The organism is Marinomonas sp. 63XJN7_9_ISO-PGPR-S23-217, assembly GCF_056173515.1.
In genome coordinates this window covers 536511-555275 of the sequence record NZ_CM149678.1, presented here as the reverse complement: position 1 = coordinate 555275, position 18765 = coordinate 536511, and the positions used below count along the sequence as shown (strand labels likewise).

The window sequence follows — 18765 nt, the reverse complement described above, 5'->3', positions numbered from 1 at the left end:
TTTCGCCGATGGGGATGACAAACACTCAGTAGAGTAAGATTTACTTTACTGATGCGCTCTTGCGAATTTACGTAGCAAGGCATCACCACGCTCTACTGCAGTATTCAGAGCTGCTTGCGGTGTTGCTTGGCCACTCCAGACACTTTCCAGAGCACTGTTAATCACATCACGAATTTGCACAAAATTACCCAAGCGCAACCCACGAGAATTCACCGTTGGCTTACTCGCCGTCATCTGTAATACCGCTACGTCTGTACCAGGATGAGTTTTGTAGAAACCTTCTTTCTTGGTCAGCTCATAAGCAGCATGGGTAATGGGCAAGTAACCCGTAAACTGGTGCCATTCTGCTTGAATTTTTGGCGTCGACAAGAAGTGTAGAAACGCAGCAACCGCTTTGTACTGCTCTTGAGATTTGCCTCTAAGAACCCATAATGACGCCCCACCGATAATGGTATTATTCGGCTTTTTCACTTCACTCGCCCAGTAAGGCAAAGACGATACACCAAAGTCAAACTTCGCATTTTTCACCATGCCACCATAAGCAGAAGAGGAGCCTGTATACATGGCACACTGTTGGCTATAAAACATAGGCACACTGTCACTACGACGGCCACCATAGCTAAAAATACCGCTCTTTTGCCATTCGTGCATTTTGGTGATGTGCATCACTTGAAGGGGACCATTGAACAATAACTTGGTGCCTTTTATGCCTGAAAAACCATCGTCGTTTGAGGCAAAAGGAACATTATGTCGAGCACTGAGGTTTTCTAGTTGCACCCAAGATTGCCAGCCAGTGGTGAAACCACATTTAGCCCCGCTTGCTAACAGCTTTTTAGAGTCAGCAGCCACTTCTTCCCAAGTTTTTGGTGGTGAACTAATGCCTGCTTTTTTAAACATGTCTTTATTGTAGTAAAGAACAGGTGTTGAACTGTTAAACGGCATCGACAACATATTGCCTTGTAAGTCGGAGTAATAGCCAGTGACAGAACTGAGGTAATCTTTCGGATTGAACGGCTCGTGGGTGTCTTTCATCAATTTATAGACAGGGTAAATAGCGCCTTTCGCCGCCATCATACTGGCCGTGCCCACTTCAAAAACTTGCACAATGGCAGGTTGCTTATGGGCACGAAATGCCGCGATAGCAGAAGTCATGGTTTCCGTGTAATTCCCTTTAAACACTGGGTCGACTTTGTACTTATCTTGAGAATCGTTAAATTCTTTAACAATCTTATTGAGTTCTTCCCCGTTAGCACCACCCATCGCATGCCACCATTGGATCTCCGTAGTCGCAAAGCTCGAACCAGAAAGAGACAGGCCTAAAACGGCCATTGCTAGCGTTAATTTACGCATTTCATGATTCCTCACACCATTGGTTTGTTTAAAGTTTGCAAACAAAATAGAGGCTAATTATTTCCGTTATATGACAAACACTTTTATTTCACAAACCAAATTTTTTAAAAAACAATGAAAAATCACAAAAAAATAAACATATTCAATAAAAAAGCTCATAAAAAGCAGTAACAAGCTTGTTTCACTTCAACAATAAAATTGTCGATAATTCCTCTCTTAAAGCGCCATAATGAGATTCTAACGTCAAGTAAAACTCTGGGATCGCAGAAGTATTATCTTCCTTAGCGGCAAACTCAATCGCTCTGGCATCTTGCGTCATCGCCTGCCCAGACACTTCAGCACAGGCGCCTTTCAAACGATGGGCAGTTTGCGCCACCTGCAGCCAATCTTCGGCTTGAATGCTCGTTTCCAATTGGGAAACCAAATAAGCCGCCTCTCTTAAAAACTCAGCCGCGACGAGCGCCATCAGTTCATCACTGCTCGCCATGCGATTTTTAAAATCTTCGAGATCAAACACCCTTGCTTCTACCATGACTTAGACTCTCCTATTTTTTTATCTTTGCATGTGGCAACCACTTTTCCAATACAGCCAACAACTCATCTTTATCAATAGGCTTAGCAATATGATCATCCATCCCAGCCTCAAGGCAGACTAACTTATCCCCTTTCATCGCATTGGCACTTAAGGCAACAATGGGGACATTTTTGGCTGTTTTGCCTGTATCTAACTGACGGATTCGTCCCGTCGCTTGATACCCATCCATAATAGGCATCTGACAATCCATAAAAATCAAATCGTAATGAGTAGACTGCAACATCGTCAGCGCTTCTTCGCCATTATTGGCAATATCAACCTCAATCCCTAACCGACCCAGCAAGCCACGAGCAACAACTTGATTAGTAAAATTATCTTCCACTACTAATATTTTGGCATTAAATTCTGGGGGTTGATCAAGCCAGCCATTAGTCGGACCTTCTTGAGGCGAGCTTAATAGCTCATGTGACGCCTCCTCTTTCAATGGCGAAGTCAGTATTTGTGTCAGCACTTGATGCATTTCATGGTTAAATACAGGCTTATGCAACACTTTCATATCAGACTCGAGACTTTCTTTGGAATAATTCAGCAACAAAACACAGGTCAACTTTTTCTGTGCACATACTTGCTTAAGTTTTTCCTGATCCTCTTGAGAAGCTTGTCCATAGAGAGAGTCATCCAACAAAAGAATCCTATTTTCCGTGTACACAGTCTGCCCAGTCTCAGCTACCTCATCGTCTAACCATGACACGAGGGAATTAAACACTGTCACATCTAGTCCTATGTTCTGGACTAATGATGCAACGTAATCACGCCCCACGTCATTGTGATACACCAATACCGCCGAATACGCATGGAAAGCCGTGTCATTCTCCTTTTCTTGACACTCAAACGGCACGGTCACTTTAAACCAAAACGTAGAGCCTTTACCTTCTTCCGAGTCGACACCAATGCTTCCGCCCATTAATTCAACAATACTTTTACTGATGGCTAAGCCTAAGCCCGTCCCACCAAATTTTCGAGTGGTCGAATTATCTGCCTGTTTAAAGCGTTGGAATAAGTTCTTTTTCAGGGCTTGATTGATACCTATACCAGTATCAGACACTTTAACGCTTAACTCACAGGTACCACTGTTTATTAGAGGATCAACATGGATAAACAAATTCACCTCACCCTGCGAGGTAAATTTAATGGCATTACCCAATAAATTCATAAGCACTTGCTTGATCCGTAATCGATCCGCCAAGATAGACACTTGAGGAATAAAAACCGCTGGCACATTAAATTCGATGTTTTTCTCCTGCGCCCTGAAGACCAACAGCTGACTCACTTCTTCCACTAGCTCTCTTAGGTTGAATAACTCCTCATCCAACACAATACTGCCACTTTCGATCTTAGATAAATCCAATATATCATTGATCAATTCCAATAATGCTTCCGCACTTTGGCGCGACAAATTCGCCAGATTTTTTTGTTCAGGACGCAAATCCGTGCTCATCATTAAAGAGAGACAACCAATGACGCCATTGAGCGGCGTACGAATTTCATGACTCATATTCGCTAAAAACAGACTCTTTGCCTGATTGGCTTCTTCAGCCTCATGCTTCGCTTTACTATGCGCTAACTCTGATGCCCTAAGTGACCGGTTTGCTTCTAAAAGATCCTGTGTGCGACGACGTACCAGGCTCTCAATTTCAGACATCTGACTACTGACCATCAGCAAAAACCAAACCAGAATACCCGCCACCAAGAAACCACATACCAACACAAACTGCACACCCCAAGGCTGCTTATAAAAACGGCTCTCACTCACCTGAAATAAACGCCAACGCTTTTCGCCGACTTTCACATCATAGGCAACCGCCTGCCCAAAGTCCCCCTTGTTAAAACGCGATATTAAAGTGGCAACAGACAAATCGGCCGATTCGCTTTGCGTCACCAAAACAGGTGAATCGCCAGCCCCATGCATATCCACTAGATATAACTGGGTATTTGGCAACAACCCTCTATTAACTATCTCCTTAGTTAACATATCTAGCCCTATGACTGCCGTCGCCATACCCAAAACCTTCCCGGTCTCATCGTTAAAAAATGGTAAAAACAGTAAGACCCCCTTACTCCCTTGAACCAGATTGATCGGATCAGTTGGGTAGGCTTGTTTTAGCTCAATGGACTTATCAATCGCCTTTCGCCTACTTTCTTGGGAATAAACATCATAGCCAATCGCGGCTTTATTTTTCTCTCTGGGCACCACAAACGTGACCACAATATGGCGTTTTCGAGGAGTAACATTCACCAACTTCCCCGATGAATCCCTTTCTTTAACTCGAAACTCTAAATGGGGGTAACTCTTTTGAATATTATGTTCAAAGGCAGGTATCGACAGGCCATCCACCACATAGTTGACAGAAACCCCTAAAAAAGAGTTATCTCGGGACATCGCACTCAATGCATATTTGTCGAACTCTTTAGACGACACTTCTTCACTGCCTCGTACAAATCCCGCTACCCCATAAAGCAAATCGACACTGTTTTTTATCCGGTTATTTAAAGAGATTTCTAATAATTCAGCATTTACCCGAAACTCCTTAGCCTGCTTATTCTCTTCAAACTCACTCACCCCAAACGACACCCCAAACGTCAAAATGAGAATAAAAATCAGCCCTCCCATCAAACTGAACTGATGCTGAAAATGATTACCAAAATAACGGGGAAATAGCACAGCAAACCAAGGCACGATGACCAGCGCTCCAATGGAGTCCCCCACCCACCAACCAACCCAGTTAAGCCAAAAACCGTCCCAGGTGATGATATTAAAATACAATAGGGCGGAAGAACCGACCGTAGCGCCAATCAGAGTGGACAAAACACAAGCTAAAAAGACAAAGCGCAACACCAAATCCACTCGGTGAAAGGCGAACGGAATCCCCACATAACGACGTACTAACCAAGCACCAACTGCCGCCTGAAGAGCCGCCCCACATGCGATGACAGCAGGCAACAACACAGCAAATAGATGGAGGTTGTACCAAGTGGCGGACACATTCACGAGAAATGAACCGAGAAACACGCCGCATAGGCCTGCTCGCGGAAAGAACATCGCAGCAACTAAAGCCAAACCCGAAGCGGGCCAAATAATGGTTGCATAGCCTGGCGGAATAGCAGCCATTAAGCCCAATATCCCCAGAGCCCAGTACATTAGCGCAGTGACAACAACAATGACTATTCCTTTAAACATAATGCACCAATTTATCAAGAGGAGGTCTTTAAACTAAAAAGCGTAGATAGGTTATCTCCGGGTCAAACGGATCGGCTGTCTTTATGCTAAGAATAGCCAAAGAATCTTACTCATGACCCAGATAATCGTTACATTATGTAATGAAAATAATGAGCTATAACTGCAAACACATCGAATCATAAAAACACGAAATGCTTACCCGCCGATAAAGCAAGATAAGCATTTGCTGAAGGAAGGCTCTCTTACGAAGAGGCTGTCGCAAAAGAGATCAAGCAGGCATCGTTACAACTGGAACTGACTCACTGCGGTATTCAAAGTACCTGATAACCCGTCTAACTTTTTGGCCGTTGCAACCGTATTCTTGGCAGACTCAGCGTCTTCACGGATAATCATCGCAATACGATCAATTTTTCTGGCAATATCATCACTGGCGTGATTCTGCTCAGTCAAAGCATTACAAATATAATCAATGGACTCTTCTACCTTTTCGGTACTGTTTGTCACATCATTCATAGATTGACCAGCCTGTTGTGCAAGCAACACACCTTGCTCAACCCGCTGAAGCCCTGATTCCATGCTAAGCGATACCGCCTCTGTTGCCTCTTGTATCTGCCCGACAATCTGCGCAATTTCGCTAGTCGACTGAGTGGTTCGCATCGCCAAATTACGAATTTCATCTGCTACCACGGAAAAACCGCGCCCTTGCTCACCTGCTCTCGCCGCCTCTATCGCCGCATTAAGAGCCAACAGATTGGTTTGGTCCGCTACGTCCTTGATTACCTGCATGATATTAGAAATGTCACTGGATCGGTCTTCTAACTCTTTAATCAACGCGGATGAACCACGGGAATACTCAGAGATTTTATTCATTTCATTAGTTGCAGATAGCACAACCCCACCCGCCTGGGTTGACAGCTCACCAGATTGCACAGAAAAAGACTGCGCACTCTTAGCATGCTCCGTTACCTGACCGATACTGACCGCCAATTGCTGAACCGTCGCCGCCACAGAAGACGCCGCCTCATTCTGAGAACTGGCACTGTTCGCCACATGAGCCGACGCATCAAACAATTCAGCAGCTGCACGCGACACATCACTTGTACTCTCTCGTACCTGACATAAAATCGAGTGGGTCTTGTCGACAAAGCCATTTACAGACGAGGCAATTGAAGACAACTCATCCCGTCCTTCTACTGGTAAGCGCTTCGTTAAATCGCCGCGCTCTAAAAATGTCACCACATCCAACACACGAAACACACGCTTTCTCAGATCTCGTGCCAACAAACGCTGACTGGCAATAACAAACAAACCGCCCGCAACCAAGGGCGTCAAAATCAACCACAAAATCATCGCCATCTGTTTTGAAATGACGCTGTCCGACGAAGACTCAAGCCCTTGATTTTCCTTAACCAATTGGTCGATATTATGAATCATCGGCACCAAATACAAACCGTAAATAGAATCCGGTATTTGCAGTGCATCCTGCGGGCTATCTTGAGCCATATTAATGGCACTATTGAATTGCTTAAAATACTCCGCCCACAGGGGCTTAATCTGCTTTAAAAGCTTCGCTTTCTTCTCATCAACCACATGAGACGCTTCTATCGTCTTCAACAACGCATTGATCTTAACGTTCGCTGCATCAAGGGCCGTTTTGGTTGAAGGCAGAATAGGATCCCCTTTTGCCACAGACAGACCAGTCGCCTTCATCTCAAACAAATGCTGAGACGTCGCGATTTGCGTTTTGTAATGATCAAAGTCTGTCCTCAAAGAAGAGAGAATATAAGCTGCGAAGACACCAACCAAAATAATACTGATGGCCGTCACACCAGAAAGAACCCACATCTTTTTGTTAATGTTCACATGCTTCTCCAATTGATCAACATAGAGAGATGAAAAATCACCCCTCTTTTTTTCAGAAGCATGTTACAAAATGTATATGACGCTTTTGTAACAAAGCAGCAAAGATCACGAAGAAATACGACATTCCATAACACACATCAAAAAAAAGAAAACATAAATAAAAATATAGACTTAGCTATAAAATGATCAACGAAATCATCAACATGACAAGCATGGTATAGCAGTAAAACCTGCAGTGATCAGCTTCCCTATCACTCCCATAAATACAATTTATTACAGGCATTATCGTGACTTTATGCTTTTTGAGAGCACTCTTGGAAACACAACAGCCAAAATTGCAAAAAGCCGCTCAAGCTAACGCTAATTTTTAAAAAAATGCACACTATATGATTCAAAAGACATGATTTAAAAAGGTCTGTAGTAGTAGCCTCAAGTCTCCATTATAAAAGGAGATTTGAAATGTTTATTACCTACCTGATTACAATACAAGCAATTTTATTCTTGAGTAGCTTTCTATTAGAAAGAATTTTTCCCAAAGAACAGTGGCAAACACAAAAAGGGTTTAGCGCCGTGTTGTGTTTAATAATAGGCATTGGTGCAGTATTCGCACGAGTGATGTTTTTTGGGTGGATAAATATTCCAGGAATAGGCATAGAAATCAATAAAGACCCCCTCATAGAAGGCATGGTCTTCTATCTCATCTATTCGTTTGTTAACTACTGGGCTCACAGAGCAAAACATTCGATACCAATGGCGTGGAAGTACTTACATAAGATGCATCACAGCCCTTCCCACATGGACAGTCGCGTAGCATTTTATAGACACCCGTTGGAAATGGTGATAAACACCGTTATATTATTTTTATTGGGTAAAGTTATTTTGAATGTTAGTGTCAATGCTGTAGCAATGGCTCTAGTGATAGAAGGCATACTAGAAACCTTCCATCACGCTAATATTAAACTGCCTCGCTGGCTACACCCACTTGGCTATATCATTCAAATTCCAGAGCAACACATTATTCATCATCAGATAGGGTTGCATAGATACAATTACAGCCCATTAGCCCTTTGGGATTTAATGTTTGGCACATTACGATTCCAGCAAAACGACTTTAACGGACTAGGATTTAAAGACTCAAACAAAGCATGGCCATATTTACGATTCGACAAATAGGAGAGCACCATGGGAACCCAAGAAAAGGAAAAAACAGGCGTTGCCTTTGATTTAAACATTACCACAGAGTACCACGCTATCGGTGTAGATGAACTAGAAGAACAGCTCAGAGCAAAAATCACCGAGTTCACTTCAAGCAGTCGCATCATTAACGGCAGAAAACGAAAAGGAAGCTATCGCCTATTAGCGGAATATACAGATATTAGCCAAGCGTACATTCATCAATTTCACAGTGAAAAGCGAGCCATTTGTATCACCAATATGAATAAACTCGCAAACTACTTTGGCGTCAAATACGTTGTTAGCAACTTCTAAACGTACTATTTTGTATATTATAGTGTACAAAAAATTGACAAGAATCAAAAATCGTTCAATATAGGGGGATGAGACACAAGGTTAAAGAGGATGGAACCTGATGAGAAACAACGTGCATGATTTAGCCCATTACCAGTTGATTAGAATATCATCGGATATTAAGGCGTTAGGTGCACTGTCAAAATGTACTGTTGAAAGCATGGAAGACTCCCAAGAAAGCCTAGCTGTCGAATTGCAAGAACCTACCCAAAAAGCTTCTCTTTACGAGGGGCTTTTTTATTTGCTCTAACCTGCCAACTAAGAAAAGGAAACCTATATGGAACATATTCAAATACAGCTGCTCGCAGAAAAGATTCTCGGACTCACTCCAGAGCAAACAGACGCACTGGTCGATAGAGGCGAAGATTACGACACCCCGCTTAAAGAACGCTTCGGTATTGATCTACAGACCTTTGGGAAAATTGCTAACGCTCTTATCCCGTTAACTCCCATCATCCAAGAACCCAATACAGAAAAGTTCATCCACGCTTTTGTCGAATTCCAAAACGGACACGGCACGATATTGGCCAAAAAAGATATTGCTGAATAACCTTCCTCAAAAACGGGAAGTCTAAGGGCTAGGGTTGACAGCAGATTTGTCAAAGCAGCACGCATCAACATTGAATGACGTTTTAGTGAAAAACCATAGACAAATAGCATCGACATTCGCGGAAGTTAACAATTCTTACATAGAAAAACTTAATAAAAAATATCGACTTAGCTATGAAAAACTAACAAGATGACCAACATAACAAGCATGAAACAACAGCAATATTAACCGTCACTACATTCTTTAGCACGCCTCAAAAATACAATTTATTACAGGCATTATCGCGACTTTATGCTTTTTGAGGGAACCCTTGAACACCCATAATGCAGACAGATAGACTAAAATATTTTAAAAATGGATTTGAAAATGCTGAAAGGCTTAATATATAAGGCGCTGAGGAAGTTCAGAAGATGCTGAGAAATGGTGCCCAGAGGCGGAATCGAACCACCGACACGAGGATTTTCAATCCTCTGCTCTACCGACTGAGCTATCTGGGCTTAACAAACAGGAACCACTAATCTAGAAAATAAGGATCCAAGACGAAAAAAAGCCAGCTAATTTAGCTGGCCTTCTTTATCGTGGTGCCCAGAGGCGGAATCGAACCACCGACACGAGGATTTTCAATCCTCTGCTCTACCGACTGAGCTATCTGGGCAAGTGGGGCGTATTATAGAGAAACCTTCTTTAGGGTCAATAGTTTTTCCTAAAAAAATTAAAAAAACTTAGTTTTCCCCGCTGGTCTGGTATTATCTCAGTATATCAAGGAGATAATACCATGCTTCATATCGTACTCTATCAACCAGAGATTCCACCTAACACTGGTAATGTGATTCGTCTTTGTGCCAATACGGGGTATCAGCTTCATTTAATCGAGCCCCTAGGGTTTGATCTTGAAGACAAAAAGCTCCGCCGTGCTGGGTTGGATTATCATGAGTTTGCTAACCTAAAGCGTTACGCAAATTTTGATGACTTTCTGGCACAAAATACCATCGGCACAATCTACGCATTGACCACAAAAGGCAGCCATACTCATAGTGAAGCCAAGTTCGAAGCCAATGATGTTTTGGTCTTTGGCCCAGAAACCAGAGGTTTGCCAGCGGCGTTCATTGAAGCCCTGCCACCAACGCAGCGTTTACGCTTGCCAATGCAAGCCAATTCACGCAGCCTTAATCTGTCCAATACGGTTGCAGTAATGGTCTATGAATCTTGGCGGCAATTAGATTATGCCATGTCAACGGATGAATAAGACCCATAATCAAGTCGCAAGCACAACCTCTACAAAAAGGTCCCAATTCATTATAAAAGGATAGTATGAATACCTTAGGTCTACTTCTTAGACGTAACAACACACGACGGCAGTATCGCAAAAAGGTTCATTTGCATGCCACTAAGGACATGCAAAAAAGGCTGATTCTATTCGCTTGTGTGATTGGCTTGCATAGCTTAGCTATGAACCATTTTGAACACCTGAATTGGTGGCAAGCGTTTTGGCTGACCATGACCTCTGCCAGCACGACAGGCTATGGCGATTTGTCTCCGGCTACTTTCTGGGGACAGTTCTCTACGATTGTACTGATATACGGAATCAGCATTACGCTATTGGCGCAAATCGCGAGTGATTATGTGGAGCTAAGAATCGCTAAAAAAGAAATGCGCATCAAAGGTCATATGGAGTGGAATACAATGCAGGATCATTTGTTGATTATCAACACCCCCAGCAGCGATGCATCTCGCTATCTAAAACTACTTGTTTCGCAAGTCTGTAACACGCCAGAGCTGAGCGAAGTTCCTATCCAGATCCTCACTAAAGCGTACCCAGATGGGTTACCTATGAGTTTACGATCTCGGGGGGTGGTACACCATACGGGCGAGGCGACCAAAGAGGGCAAGTTACTCTCCGCTGGAGCCGATAAAGCCAAATACATTATTGTGCTTTGTTCTGATCCCCATGATAGCAGCTGTGACAGCCAGACCTTTGATATATTGCACCGCTTAAAAGAAATAGGCTGTTCGGCGTTTATCCTTGCTGAGGCCATCGATGATGCTAATCGTCAGCGCTTTAGGAACGCAGGAGCCAACGCGGTGATTCGCCCTATACGTGCCTACCCAGAGATGCTGGTTCGCTCTTTGATTGCCCCAGGTACAGAACAAGTACTTGAAAACCTATTCCGCTATGAAGGTGACCATACGATTCGTTTGGACATTAATTTAGAGGGCTTTACCTGGGCGCAAATAGTCACTTGTTTAATTCAGAATAACATTGGGACTGCGCTTGGCTATGAAAATCAGCACGGCCAAATCATCACTCATCCAAGTACAACGGAAAGTATTCACGCTCGCTCGTTAATTCTGTTAGTCGGAGACGAGCTAAACTCCCCTACCCCTGAGCAAGTACTGACTTTTTTTGAAAATGTTGTGTAGAGGGCCTGAACAACAGCTAAACGCTTTTGCTGTTAATGACAAGCAGTTGCTGTCAAACAAGCATAAAAAAGCTCGACCTAGATAATCGAGCTTTTTTATTAAAGAGCAATAAAGAACAGATTAGAGTTGTCCGGTCAGTACTAAATACTTTTCCATCAACTTTTCTTCTGATTCTTTGTTATTAGGGTCTAATGGAATGCAGTCCACAGGACACACTTGTTGACACTGAGGTTCATCGTAGTGACCCACGCATTCCGTGCATTTTTGGGGATCAATAACATAGATCTCATCGCCTTGCGAAATAGCCTCATTTGGGCATTCAGGCTCACAGACATCACAGTTAATGCATTCATCAGTAATGATCAGAGACATGATTCTCTCCTAACTATCAGCCGATATAAACCAGCCATAAATCCAAACAAGGCAAAAAGTCCAAGAAAGGGAAATACATCACTTTCCACACTATAGAGTAGCTAACTTATTGCCGATCTAAAGCAATGAGTAAAGCGGCAACCTATCGCTTCATCGTTAAATAATGTTCCTTAAGAACACGCTCAACTTCAGGATTAACAAACTGACCGAAATCCCCGTCTAGTGAAGCAATTTCGCGCACTAGGGTTGACGAAATATAAGAGTGTTTTTCCGATGGCGTGAGGAAGATACTTTCCACATCGGGAGCAATGGCACGATTCATGTTGGCTAACTGAAACTCGTATTCAAAGTCCGATACCGCACGCAAACCTCGCACCACCACTTTGCCATTGACCGAGCGAGTAAACTCTGTCAACAAATTATCGAAGCCGACAATCTCTACATTTGGTAAATGGCCCAATACCTTTTCCGCCAAAGCAATACGTACTTCGTGCGACAGTACCGGACGTTTTTTAGGGCTCGCTGCAACGGCAACGATAACCTTCTGAAACAGTTTTGACGCGCGCTCGACCAAATCAGTATGGCCGTTCGTAATGGGGTCAAAGGTACCCGGATAAACCGCAATCGTACTCATAGCTTTCATCCAAAAAATGATTATAAGGAGAAGGGAGAACCAATAAAAGACACAGCCGCCCCCTTAGATTCCCATTCAGGGGTCGAATCATATAGGAATACGCCCCTGTTCTCAATTCTACGCCGTCATTCGTCACCAATAATGCTTAAAAAGCCACCAATTTAGTGTCATGTCTAAATAACAGGAAAATATCCCCTTAAGAACTGCTGAATGATGGAAATTGCTAAAAACAAGAAAATCGGTGATAGATCTAATCCCCCCAATGTTGGAATCACACGGTGACACATACGATACAAGGGCTCAGTGATCTGCGCGACCAACATAGCACCCGGATGACTCGCCGCTGGTGCTACCCAACTTAAAATGACCGAAATCAATAGCGCCCAAAAATACAAATCCAGCAAATGATATAAAGTCCCGACCACCGTCAAAACCACGTATAGGGAGACAGGTGTCATCGAGGCAGCACCTTGGAAAAATATCACGCCGAAAACGGTTAAAAACTGCACTAACAAGGCAAACACCACACAGGCCATATCAACACGGCCAATGGAAGGAATCACCTTACGCAAAGGCAATAGAATAGGGCTGGTTGCTCTGACGATGCCTTGGCTAATAGGGTTATAAAAATCCGCACGCGTCAATTGCAGTACTAAACGTAGCAACACAATAAACAGATACAAATTGGCAATGGTCTTAAATAAAAAAATCAATGGATCTGAAGTCATCAGATAGTCCTTCTTTATGAGTCTGCGTTACCAGAAAATAGTTGCGCCATTTCTTTGGAACGATCCATACAGGCAAGCATGGCCGTTCTTACTATATTATCAATACCTGACGCCTCAAAAGACAACAGGGCTTGTTCGGTAGTGCCCTTTGGCGAGGTAATATTTTTACGTAATTGGTCAATTGGCTGCTCAAGCTCTGTTGCCATACGCGCCGCACCTAGCATAGCATTCGCGGCCAAACGACGGCACGTTTCTTCGCTTAAACCTTGCTCTTTACCCGTTTTAATCATTGCTTCCAAGAACTGAAAAAAATAAGCAGGAGAGCTACCAGACAGGGCAGTCACAGCATGCATTTGCGATTCATCTTCCACCCAGATAGATACGCCGATACTTTCAAATACACTAGATACCCACGCTTTCTGATCCTCACTAGTATGAGCATTTGCAATTAAACCGGATACTCCCGCACCTAATTGAGACGGCGTATTCGGCATGCAACGCACCACAGAAACGTCTTTGCCCAACCAGCGAGCTAAAGCGCTGAGTTCTATGCCAGCGGCCACCGAAATAAACATCTGCTCGTCACGCACCTGATCCGCAAAGGCACTAACCACCTCTTGCATTTGCGCAGGCTTTACACAAAGCACCACCACGTCAGCTTTACTAACAGCCTCGCGATTATCCGCTAGCGTTATCATTGCGTACTGTTGCTCAAAGTGCTCGCGCTTAGCTTGCGTGCGAGAGGTACCAAGAATCTTCTTTGCAGGGTATCCGCTCGCAATAAGGCCGCCAATGATCGCACCAGCCATGTTTCCAATACCGATAAAGGCAATTGTTGGTTTCATTTATATTCCTAATTTTTATATCAGTGTCCAGTAAAATAGAGCCATTATTGTCTGTTAGACAACAGCATTCTCCTGTCTACATTCTTCTCATGACGAGGTATAGTCCCGGGCGCCAAAAATAGCCGTGCCAACCCGCACTAGGGTACTGCCCGATGCAATGGCCGCCGGTAAATCGCCAGACATACCAATGGATAACGTATCTATCATGCGATCTGATGACGCCAATTCAAGGTAAGCCTGAGATAATGGATGGTAGACTGCCATTTGTTTTGCTTCATCCTCTTGCGGCGCGGGAATCGCCATGAGCCCCCGAAGTTGTATGTTTGGCAGGCTTTTTACTAGTGAAACCATCTCCGGCAAGTCCTCTAACAAAATCCCTGATTTGCTTTCTTCGCCACTAATATTCACTTGTATGCATACATTTAGTTTGGGCATATCATCGGGACGTTGTTCGCTTAACCGACGAGCTATTTTTTCACGATCAATGGTATGCACCCAATCCATAGTTTGTGCAATTACGCGTGATTTATTGGACTGTATCGGCCCAATAAAGTGCCATTCAATATCAACGAGATCTGCCAACGCACTGTGTTTCTCTACGGCTTCTTGAACATAGTTCTCACCAAATAGGCGCTGACCAGCCTGATATGCCTCCCGAATGGCCTCTAGTGGTTTAGTTTTACTCACCGCCAGCAGACGCACACTGCCAGCATCACGTTGATATTGTTGCTCTAGTTGCGCAATTTGTGCGCCGACAAGAGAAAGATTCGTTTCTATATTCATAACAAAACCCTAGTTTCTTTTGGACTTCTGCACTGCAGCTCGCATCAAACAACAAGCTTATAAACTGGCATTAGACGAAATACAACAGAGAAAACAGCTCAACATTCTCCATAAAATAAAGCGCATAACAGCATGTTAGCACTTTTTTAGAGGTGAAAAAAAAGCTAAGAAGAAAAGCAATGAAGGGAAATCAGGTAACGATGTTAAGTATTCACGCAGCGCGAAACAGATCTCCTTTGCACCATCTATAGTTTACTATTACTAGCGCGATTTATAACAGAGCCAGTAAACAGGAGACTGCAAAGCACTTAGAAAACATAAAAGTCATTACTTGATGAATAAACTCGACCATGAAACTCCAGACGATGCCCAAACGACTCGCTCACAGAATTTTCGGCAAAAGAAGCCGCACGATAAAGATCGTCCAAACTAGAATGTTCGGGGTAAAAGGAAATGCCGATAGAAACCCCATCCGATACAAGTTTTTTAGCGGCCAATTCAGGGTCTCGCAATGCCTTCATCAATTTGTTAGCGACGACTTCGGCGTCTTCCATATGACGAATGCGAATGCCCATGACAAACTCACCGTCATCGTAATAAGCCACTAGGTCGTTATCGCGCACCGTACGCTGAATCAATGCGGCTAATGCCTTGAGGTCCGCTGCGTCGTCTTGAGTGATGCGAGCATGCAATCTTAAAGACATCAATGCGACTCGCTGAAAATGACGGCGTGAATCTTTTAACACCATGGCAAAATTATTTTCAAAACTGTAACGACGCAACAATGCTGTTTGGGGATCACGGTGACCGTCTTCAAATAGACAGCGATCAGAGTATTCACGCAGCGACACCGCTTTCATACAGTTCGCACTTTCATCAAATAATAGATCAATGACCTCACCACTGATATCAGCGGAATGACACTGGAAAAAGACCATCAAATAATCATCATGCTGTTTGGTTGGCACATTCAACATAACCACATCAGAAAAGCCATTTAGTTCTAAAAAGCCTTTCCATAGTCCCCAATCCACTGAGAGCTGAATATTTGCCTCTCGCCGTTTTGGACAGGATGGGCTTTCTGAAAAGGTCATCAAGGCTCTTGGTAGCGTTCCTAATTGCCCTTCAGAATTAAGCAAAGTCGCGTTTCTTTCATCTCGAGTGACTAATACCCAGCCCTGACTTCCTTTACTTCGAACCAACAAAAGACCATAACAATCTGGCAGTATTTTTTGTAGATTTGCTTGAATATCTTTCCAAAAGAAAGACACAGGCTTACCACTTGCCACAGACAGTAAGCGCTGAGCATTGCTCACATTGAATGATTTCAATAAATCACGTTCCTTCTCCGCCTTAAGCAGACGAGCATGAAGAGCTTGAACATCATCGGACTGAAAAGAATCGAGCACCATTTAAACTACCAAAATGTTTAATATTAACAACCAGATTTAACAGACTAACCTATACTGTTATAAGTTTACAATCTACTGTAAGTAATTTTACCGACTAAATGACACTTAATCCCCGCAAACTTTAAAACTTTACTTCTGGAAAGTGCCTCATGCCAATCGATATACTTGCTGACCGGAAATAAAGGTGGCGATAACTTGACCTGTCAGCGTATCACCAAAGTATGGCGAGTTATGCCCTTTGGTTTTACGATTATGATGCGTCCATTGCCAACGCGCCGTACTGTCAAAAATAATTAGGTCAGCAAAGCTTCCCACACTCAAACTGCCCGCTTCTAAGCCAAAACAATTAGCAGGGCCACACGTTAGGCAAGACAATAAAGTCGATAAATCCAAGTCGCCCTCATCCATTAACTGCATCGCCAATGGAAGCAACACTTCAACGTTGGCCATCCCCGGTTCCGTGGCCGCAAACGGAGCAATTTTAGCCATTTTTTCATGTGGTTGATGATCCGAACAAATCGCCGTAATCACGCCAGCTTTGATGCCTTCAATCAGGGTCAAACGATCTTCATCACCGCGTAACGGTGGCAACACATGATACTGACCATCAAAGCGGCTGAGTATTTGATCGGTTAACAATAAGTTATGTACGGCGACGTCAGCGGTTACATCCAAACCTGACGCTTTGGCATCCGCCAACATTTCAACAGATTTTGCACAAGATAGACGCGCAAAATGCGCCCGAACCCCTGTTTTTTCGACCAATAACAAAGCTCGCATTAAAGCAATGGTTTCCGCTTCTTCTGGGATACCGGCTAAACCGTGCATGGTGGACATCAGACCTTCATGGGCACAACCGCCTTCCGATAAACTCTCTTCATCGGGATGAAACACAACAAGTAAATCATGAGTTGCCGCATATTCTAGCGCTCGGGATAACACTTTGGTGTTCGCAATTGGGTAACGATGATTAGAAACGGCGACACAGCCTGCGTCCGTCAATGCCATCATGTTGCTCAGTTGTTCCCCAGCAAGCCCTTTTGTTAGCGCACCAATGGGAAAAACATTGGCCATGCCCGCTTCATCTGCCTTATCTTGAATCAACGCAGCCACAGAAGACGTATCGACAATAGGATTCGTATCCGGTGGACACACCAGTGTTGTCACCCCGCCAGAAACAGCCGCTCGGCCTTCCTTCGCGATATTGCCTTTTTGGGTTTGCCCTGGTTCACGCAATGCCACGGCAAGATCCACCAAACCTGGTAGCACCCATTTGCCTGTGGCATCAACGATTTCAGCGTTTTCAAAGCCATCAGGCGCCTCACCAATGGCCACAACTTTTTCATTTTCGATAAACAAATCGGTCACTGCATCAAGGTCTTGGCTTGGGTCAATCACTCGACCATTTTGAATGCATAGTTTCATATTATTTCTCATCCTCGCCACTATCCCGTTGTAACTGCCCACTCATCGCCATGGATAACACGGCCATACGCACAGCAATGCCGTTTGTTACTTGATTTAAAATCACAGAGTGTGCACCATCGGCGACCTCAGAGGAAATTTCAACGCCACGATTAATCGGCCCCGGGTGCATGACAATGGCATCTGGTTTAGCCCACGCCAAGGTCTCTTCTGTTAAACCATATAAGCGGTAGAATTCCCCTTCACTTGGTAGCAACGCCCCCTTCATACGCTCTTTTTGTAGACGCAACATAACAATCACATCCACATCTTTTAAGCCTGCTTCTAAGTCATGACAAATGGTGGCCCCCATTTCCTCGAAAAACTTAGGCACTAAAGTTTTCGGACCGACTAAACGCACCTCTTCTACTCCAAGAGTGGTAAACGCCTGTAATTGAGAGCGTGCGACGCGCGAGTGCAGAATGTCTCCCACAATGGCGACTTTCAGGCCATCAAACCGCCCTTTATGACGACGGATTGTCAACATGTCGAGCATGGCTTGAGTAGGATGAGCATGACGACCATCCCCAGCATTGATAATGGCAACATTAGGCGTACAGTGCTCGGCAATAAAATGAGCGGCCCCACTGTCAGAGTGACGTACAATAAACATATCGCTCTGCATGGCTTCAAGGTTTTTTAACGTATCAAGGAGCGACTCGCCTTTGGAAGTGGCAGAGGTTTCAATATTGAGGTTAATCACGTCTGCAGAGAGACGCTTAGCCGCCAATTCAAAGGTCGTTCGGGTTCGAGTAGAGTTCTCAAAAAATAGGTTTACCACGGTTTTACCGCGCAGCAGAGGAACTTTCTTTACCGACTGCTCACCCATGGATAGAAAGGAATCAGCTCGATCAAGAATTTCTGTCAAAATGGTTTTATCTAGACCATCCAATGTCAAAAAGTGCTTAAGCTGTCCGTGTTCGTTTAACTGTAATGCCCGAGGTTCGGATCGCATCATGGTTTGCTTTCCTCAAACTGCAAAGACGGTATCGCCTTTCTCTGTTCTAAATAGGGTATAGATGGAAAAATGCCCGGTGCAGACT

Annotated in this window: 18 protein-coding genes and 2 tRNA genes; 6 read left to right on the top strand and 14 right to left on the bottom strand. The window is 43.9% G+C overall.

Annotated features, from left to right (window positions below; all coding sequences use genetic code 11):
* Positions 1 to 45 precede the first annotated feature (45 nt).
* The 4 genes from ugpB to AC0VYI_RS02470 form a co-directional block, all read right to left on the bottom strand.
* A complete protein-coding gene (gene ugpB / locus AC0VYI_RS02485) occupies positions 46 to 1350 on the bottom strand; it encodes a sn-glycerol-3-phosphate ABC transporter substrate-binding protein UgpB (RefSeq protein ID WP_475447124.1) in 1305 nt (434 codons plus the stop codon).
* A gap of 181 nt (positions 1351 to 1531) precedes the next feature.
* A complete protein-coding gene (locus tag AC0VYI_RS02480) occupies positions 1532 to 1882 on the bottom strand; it encodes an Hpt domain-containing protein (protein WP_475447122.1) in 351 nt (116 codons plus the stop codon).
* Positions 1883 to 1895: 13 nt separating this feature from the next.
* The gene (locus tag AC0VYI_RS02475) at positions 1896 to 5123 is read right to left on the bottom strand and encodes an ATP-binding protein (protein ID WP_475447120.1); all 3228 of its coding nucleotides are present in this window, start codon (positions 5121 to 5123) and stop codon (positions 1896 to 1898) included.
* 282 nt (positions 5124 to 5405) lie between these two features.
* The gene (locus tag AC0VYI_RS02470; RefSeq protein ID WP_475447118.1) at positions 5406 to 6986 is read right to left on the bottom strand and encodes a methyl-accepting chemotaxis protein; all 1581 of its coding nucleotides are present in this window, start codon (positions 6984 to 6986) and stop codon (positions 5406 to 5408) included.
* A gap of 459 nt (positions 6987 to 7445) precedes the next feature.
* Between AC0VYI_RS02470 and AC0VYI_RS02465 the strand changes: the two genes are divergently transcribed.
* From AC0VYI_RS02465 to AC0VYI_RS02450, 4 genes are all read left to right on the top strand, one after another.
* On the top strand, positions 7446 to 8159 hold the full coding sequence (locus tag AC0VYI_RS02465) for a sterol desaturase family protein (RefSeq protein ID WP_475447116.1): 714 nt from the start codon (positions 7446 to 7448) through the stop codon (positions 8157 to 8159).
* A gap of 9 nt (positions 8160 to 8168) precedes the next feature.
* Positions 8169 to 8474: a hypothetical protein gene (locus tag AC0VYI_RS02460; RefSeq protein ID WP_475447114.1), complete on the top strand. Its 306-nt coding sequence runs from the start codon at positions 8169 to 8171 to the stop codon at positions 8472 to 8474.
* Between the two features lie 100 nt (positions 8475 to 8574).
* Positions 8575 to 8763, top strand: a complete 189-nt coding sequence (locus tag AC0VYI_RS02455) for a hypothetical protein (protein WP_475447112.1) — start codon at positions 8575 to 8577, stop codon at positions 8761 to 8763.
* Positions 8764 to 8790: 27 nt separating this feature from the next.
* Positions 8791 to 9063 (top strand): hypothetical protein, encoded by a 273-nt coding sequence (locus tag AC0VYI_RS02450; protein ID WP_475447110.1) that lies wholly within the window; start codon positions 8791 to 8793, stop codon positions 9061 to 9063.
* A 421-nt stretch (positions 9064 to 9484) separates the two neighbouring features.
* On the opposite strand, the gene AC0VYI_RS02445 is transcribed toward AC0VYI_RS02450, so the two are convergent.
* Positions 9485 to 9560: transfer RNA gene (locus tag AC0VYI_RS02445), tRNA-Phe, on the bottom strand.
* Positions 9561 to 9642: 82 nt separating this feature from the next.
* Positions 9643 to 9718: transfer RNA gene (locus AC0VYI_RS02440), tRNA-Phe, on the bottom strand.
* Positions 9719 to 9838: 120 nt separating this feature from the next.
* Here AC0VYI_RS02440 and trmL point away from each other — a divergent pair.
* Together trmL and AC0VYI_RS02430 are read left to right on the top strand one after the other, a co-directional pair.
* Entirely contained in the window at positions 9839 to 10309 is a 471-nt protein-coding gene (gene trmL / locus AC0VYI_RS02435; RefSeq protein ID WP_475447108.1) for a tRNA (uridine(34)/cytosine(34)/5-carboxymethylaminomethyluridine(34)-2'-O)-methyltransferase TrmL, read from the top strand.
* Between the two features lie 65 nt (positions 10310 to 10374).
* Positions 10375 to 11484 carry a potassium channel family protein gene (locus tag AC0VYI_RS02430; RefSeq protein WP_475447106.1) on the top strand — a complete coding sequence of 370 codons (1110 nt, stop codon included), beginning with the start codon at positions 10375 to 10377 and terminating at the stop codon, positions 11482 to 11484.
* A 120-nt stretch (positions 11485 to 11604) separates the two neighbouring features.
* Here the strand turns inward: AC0VYI_RS02430 and AC0VYI_RS02425 are convergent, their stop codons facing one another.
* The 8 genes from AC0VYI_RS02425 to AC0VYI_RS02390 all read right to left on the bottom strand — a co-directional run bounded on the left by AC0VYI_RS02425 (position 11605) and on the right by AC0VYI_RS02390 (position 18680).
* The gene (locus AC0VYI_RS02425) at positions 11605 to 11856 is read right to left on the bottom strand and encodes a YfhL family 4Fe-4S dicluster ferredoxin (protein ID WP_199476658.1); all 252 of its coding nucleotides are present in this window, start codon (positions 11854 to 11856) and stop codon (positions 11605 to 11607) included.
* A 142-nt stretch (positions 11857 to 11998) separates the two neighbouring features.
* Positions 11999 to 12490 (bottom strand): pantetheine-phosphate adenylyltransferase, encoded by a 492-nt coding sequence (gene coaD / locus AC0VYI_RS02420; protein WP_199476659.1) that lies wholly within the window; start codon positions 12488 to 12490, stop codon positions 11999 to 12001.
* Between the two features lie 173 nt (positions 12491 to 12663).
* Entirely contained in the window at positions 12664 to 13218 is a 555-nt protein-coding gene (locus tag AC0VYI_RS02415; RefSeq protein WP_199476660.1) for a YggT family protein, read from the bottom strand.
* A gap of 14 nt (positions 13219 to 13232) precedes the next feature.
* The gene (gene proC / locus AC0VYI_RS02410) at positions 13233 to 14063 is read right to left on the bottom strand and encodes a pyrroline-5-carboxylate reductase (protein WP_199476661.1); all 831 of its coding nucleotides are present in this window, start codon (positions 14061 to 14063) and stop codon (positions 13233 to 13235) included.
* An 87-nt stretch (positions 14064 to 14150) separates the two neighbouring features.
* Positions 14151 to 14846 carry a YggS family pyridoxal phosphate-dependent enzyme gene (locus AC0VYI_RS02405; RefSeq protein ID WP_475447103.1) on the bottom strand — a complete coding sequence of 232 codons (696 nt, stop codon included), beginning with the start codon at positions 14844 to 14846 and terminating at the stop codon, positions 14151 to 14153.
* A 308-nt stretch (positions 14847 to 15154) separates the two neighbouring features.
* A complete protein-coding gene (locus tag AC0VYI_RS02400; RefSeq protein WP_475447101.1) occupies positions 15155 to 16258 on the bottom strand; it encodes a diguanylate cyclase domain-containing protein in 1104 nt (367 codons plus the stop codon).
* Positions 16259 to 16405: 147 nt separating this feature from the next.
* Complete coding sequence (locus AC0VYI_RS02395) at positions 16406 to 17683, bottom strand: dihydroorotase (protein WP_475447099.1); 1278 nt, start codon at positions 17681 to 17683, stop codon at positions 16406 to 16408.
* 1 nt (position 17684) lies between these two features.
* Complete coding sequence (locus AC0VYI_RS02390) at positions 17685 to 18680, bottom strand: aspartate carbamoyltransferase catalytic subunit (protein WP_199476665.1); 996 nt, start codon at positions 18678 to 18680, stop codon at positions 17685 to 17687.
* Positions 18681 to 18765 lie beyond the last annotated feature (85 nt).

Excerpts from the sequence above, each read along its gene's own strand:
- ugpB (WP_475447124.1), bottom strand. The coding sequence starts at position 1,350 with ATGCGTAAATTAACGCTAGCAATGGCCGTTTTAGGCCTGTCTCTTTCT.
- AC0VYI_RS02460 (WP_475447114.1), top strand. The coding sequence starts at position 8,169 with ATGGGAACCCAAGAAAAGGAAAAAACAGGCGTTGCCTTTGATTTAAAC.
- proC (WP_199476661.1), bottom strand. The coding sequence starts at position 14,063 with ATGAAACCAACAATTGCCTTTATCGGTATTGGAAACATGGCTGGTGCG.
- AC0VYI_RS02425 (WP_199476658.1), bottom strand. The coding sequence starts at position 11,856 with ATGTCTCTGATCATTACTGATGAATGCATTAACTGTGATGTCTGTGAG.
- trmL (WP_475447108.1), top strand. The coding sequence starts at position 9,839 with ATGCTTCATATCGTACTCTATCAACCAGAGATTCCACCTAACACTGGT.
- AC0VYI_RS02455 (WP_475447112.1), top strand. The coding sequence starts at position 8,575 with ATGAGAAACAACGTGCATGATTTAGCCCATTACCAGTTGATTAGAATA.
- coaD (WP_199476659.1), bottom strand. The coding sequence starts at position 12,490 with ATGAGTACGATTGCGGTTTATCCGGGTACCTTTGACCCCATTACGAAC.
- AC0VYI_RS02395 (WP_475447099.1), bottom strand. The coding sequence starts at position 17,683 with ATGAAACTATGCATTCAAAATGGTCGAGTGATTGACCCAAGCCAAGAC.
- AC0VYI_RS02475 (WP_475447120.1), bottom strand. The coding sequence starts at position 5,123 with ATGTTTAAAGGAATAGTCATTGTTGTTGTCACTGCGCTAATGTACTGG.
- AC0VYI_RS02390 (WP_199476665.1), bottom strand. The coding sequence starts at position 18,680 with ATGATGCGATCCGAACCTCGGGCATTACAGTTAAACGAACACGGACAG.
- AC0VYI_RS02405 (WP_475447103.1), bottom strand. The coding sequence starts at position 14,846 with ATGAATATAGAAACGAATCTTTCTCTTGTCGGCGCACAAATTGCGCAA.
- AC0VYI_RS02415 (WP_199476660.1), bottom strand. The coding sequence starts at position 13,218 with ATGACTTCAGATCCATTGATTTTTTTATTTAAGACCATTGCCAATTTG.
- AC0VYI_RS02400 (WP_475447101.1), bottom strand. The coding sequence starts at position 16,258 with ATGGTGCTCGATTCTTTTCAGTCCGATGATGTTCAAGCTCTTCATGCT.
- AC0VYI_RS02430 (WP_475447106.1), top strand. The coding sequence starts at position 10,375 with ATGAATACCTTAGGTCTACTTCTTAGACGTAACAACACACGACGGCAG.
- AC0VYI_RS02480 (WP_475447122.1), bottom strand. The coding sequence starts at position 1,882 with ATGGTAGAAGCAAGGGTGTTTGATCTCGAAGATTTTAAAAATCGCATG.
- AC0VYI_RS02465 (WP_475447116.1), top strand. The coding sequence starts at position 7,446 with ATGTTTATTACCTACCTGATTACAATACAAGCAATTTTATTCTTGAGT.
- AC0VYI_RS02450 (WP_475447110.1), top strand. The coding sequence starts at position 8,791 with ATGGAACATATTCAAATACAGCTGCTCGCAGAAAAGATTCTCGGACTC.